The 2,748-nt window shown below is 24.2% G+C and carries 4 protein-coding genes; 2 read left to right on the top strand and 2 right to left on the bottom strand.

The annotated features are described in order from the left end of the window. Positions 1-261: 261 nt before the first annotated feature. On the bottom strand, positions 262-525 hold the full coding sequence (locus tag Q5F54_RS12665; RefSeq protein ID WP_071120239.1) for a hypothetical protein: 264 nt from the start codon (positions 523-525) through the stop codon (positions 262-264). 503 nt (positions 526-1,028) lie between these two features. On the opposite strand from Q5F54_RS12665, the gene Q5F54_RS12660 reads away from it, so the two are divergent. Continuing rightward, on the top strand, positions 1,029-1,409 hold the full coding sequence (locus Q5F54_RS12660) for a nucleotidyltransferase domain-containing protein (protein WP_071120240.1): 381 nt from the start codon (positions 1,029-1,031) through the stop codon (positions 1,407-1,409). Next, positions 1,399-1,833: a hypothetical protein gene (locus Q5F54_RS12655; protein ID WP_071120241.1), complete on the top strand. Its 435-nt coding sequence runs from the start codon at positions 1,399-1,401 to the stop codon at positions 1,831-1,833. Before Q5F54_RS12660 ends, Q5F54_RS12655 begins: the two co-directional genes overlap by 11 nt. 142 nt (positions 1,834-1,975) lie before the next feature. On the opposite strand, the gene Q5F54_RS12650 is transcribed toward Q5F54_RS12655, so the two are convergent. Next, positions 1,976-2,748 (bottom strand): IS982 family transposase (locus Q5F54_RS12650; RefSeq protein ID WP_302334545.1); only part of this gene is annotated, 773 nt, incomplete at its 5' end.

Genomic DNA, 2,748 nt, shown 5'->3' with positions numbered 1-2,748 from the left:
ATTTACTGAAAATATATGGAGGAATTATTATAAAATTAAATTTTTACGTCTAGGATATAATAATTATTAAGCTCCAACATATAGTAGCCTTTCTTTAGATTAATGGTTATAATCTTAGGTTACTATATTTGTTGGAGTTTTATTATTGTAAATTTTAACTAGCACAACGAGTTAAATATATAATAGTTTATAATTTACTGAACGTACTAGTATGTCTAGCTTCATCTCTAGAATCATTATTATAACTTATCAAGAATTAATCTACTTTAATTTAATTAACTCTACTGAATCAACGGTATTTTCGGGGTACTCAAAAATATATCCTTTTAATTCTATATCATAGTTACATAAAGGATTTTTACAAATTACATAAGATAGAAATTCATATTGTGTTTTTTCATTTTGTACGCTTTTATTTGAATTCACTTCTTTTATATCATCTAAGTTTAAATTGTATACAAACTTATGATTACATTTTGGGCATTTTATATCTAAATTTTGATTTAAAGGAGTTTTTAAACTCATAAAACATACCTCCAAATTATAATTTTGTAAATATTTTGCTCTAATATATCTATATAATACATAAATTTAAAGAAGATAAATAAATAGAAAAATATAGTAAAAGAATTCTAAAATTAGCCAGTTGTTCTAGTTAATCTATTGTACATATTAAATTTTTTATAGCTAGTTTTTTATTAAGAAAATACTATATTTCTTAAAAGATACAGTATAATGCTTGTAACAGTACTATTATAATAATGTCGTAGTTTTAATAAAAGTAAAAGGAGACAAATCACGCAAAGAATATTAGAAAATAACTTTAACTCATTAATGTAAAAAGTCCTTTAGAGGTGAACTGTTTTAACTATATATAAAATGTGGTATAATAACTTAGGAAATAAGCAAATGCTTGAAGTTGCACTAGGGATTGTAGAAGAATAAATATTAATAGCTCTGGAAACTTTATAAGACCAGAGCCTTTTTAGTACTATAAATTTTATAAATATATAAGAGGTGATTTAGAGATGAGAAATATATCACAGGAAACTAAAGACTCAATAGTAAATATATTTCCAAAAGAAAATACTCTAGCAATCATAATATTTGGTAGTTTTGGTACAGATAAAGCAACCTATAATAGTGATATAGACATAGCATGGATACCCGCTAAAAAAGTACCAATTACAGAACTTGCAATTAAGACTGAATCTCTAAGAAATGTATTAGATATTGATGTAGATTTAAAAATTGTTACAGATAATTATACAGTAGAGCTTAGAAAAAATATATTTGAAGGTGATATCATATATGAATCTAAAGATTTTAAAGATTATCTAAATAATTTTTATATTGAAAATAGCGATGTTATAGATATATTAAATTGGAGGGATATGTATGGTAGTTAAAAATAAATTAGCGTGGAGTTCTATAGAAGCTGTAAATAGAGATTTTGGGTCGTGTTTATATGATTTACAAAATTTTAAAATGTTATACACAAAAGAGGATATGCCAGCTTTATGGGAGAGGTATATTAAGGAAGGTTTTAAAAATTATATGGTTTCCTTTTTGGAATTAACAAAAGCTATGCTATATTATAAGACTATTGATTTAAATATAAAATCTAAGAATTTTTATGATTATCTTTTGGCTTGTGAGTATCATAATTTATTGCCTAAAAATTCTGCAATAGTTATAGAAACACTTCGTAAATTAAGAAATGATGATTCACATGGCTATGATATACCTGAGTTTGAAGAAATGTATGAGTTATTTACAGAAAATGAAGATGTATTTGTTAATATAAGAAATAGTTGTAATAGTAATTTATAATAGATTAGAAACAGATTTAATAAATAGTATGTATGTTAATTAAATTAATCTAATCTGTTGTGCTAGTTAAAATTATTTTCAAAATAAAGTAAATAATTTTTTTTAAAAAACACTATCCAATAAAGATTAGTATTTGTAAATATTAACCAAATACTAATCTTTTTATCTTAGCCATAGAATCATCATTTTTCATCAATTTATTTATTAGAAATGAAATATTATGAGCCAAAACTTTTATTGAGGTTCTAGTCATAAATCCTAGCATTGATTTACTTTTAACCTTATTTAAATTTAATTGTTCTGTTAATTGAGAAAAACTAGTTTCTATCCTTCTTCTAACTTTAAATAATAGTTGTCTTACTTCTTTTGGATAGTTATCTCTACTATTTGCCCTTTTTAAGAATAGTAAATCTATATCTCTTTCACTTTTTAATTCAGGCGTTAGCCTTTTGTTAATATATCCTTTATCTCCGATTATAGAGATAGATCTATATTTATCGCATAAATCCCATACCGCATTTCTATCATCTATGTTTGCTGGAGTTATAACATAATCAGTTAAAAATCCATCTACAGTAGTAAGTGCATGAAATTTAAATCCGAAATAAGTTTCTTTTTTAGAAGCGCATATTCCATAGGAGGCTTCACCTTTGAAACACTTACTAAAACGAGCTCTTCCAAATTCACATACAGGAATAGGCATACTATCTATAACTCTTACATTGTTAGAGTAAAGTTGCATAAATTCAGATATATATCCTCTTATTTTAGATATTACTAAATGTAAATTTCTTTTAGTTCTATTAAATCTAGTTCTATCTCCTAATCTTGGAAATAGTTCTTTATATTCTCTTTTTAATAAACTAAAAAATGATTTCTCTGAGTCAATAGTTAAAAGTTCTCCAACTATACTAA

The organism is uncultured Romboutsia sp., assembly GCF_958366745.1.
GTDB classification, from domain to species: Bacteria; Bacillota; Clostridia; order Peptostreptococcales; family Peptostreptococcaceae; genus Romboutsia; species Romboutsia timonensis.
This window is presented reverse-complemented; position numbering and strand designations above follow the sequence as displayed.

Excerpts from the sequence above, each read along its gene's own strand:
- Q5F54_RS12665 (WP_071120239.1), bottom strand. The coding sequence starts at position 525 with ATGAGTTTAAAAACTCCTTTAAATCAAAATTTAGATATAAAATGCCCA.
- Q5F54_RS12660 (WP_071120240.1), top strand. The coding sequence starts at position 1,029 with ATGAGAAATATATCACAGGAAACTAAAGACTCAATAGTAAATATATTT.
- Q5F54_RS12655 (WP_071120241.1), top strand. The coding sequence starts at position 1,399 with ATGGTAGTTAAAAATAAATTAGCGTGGAGTTCTATAGAAGCTGTAAAT.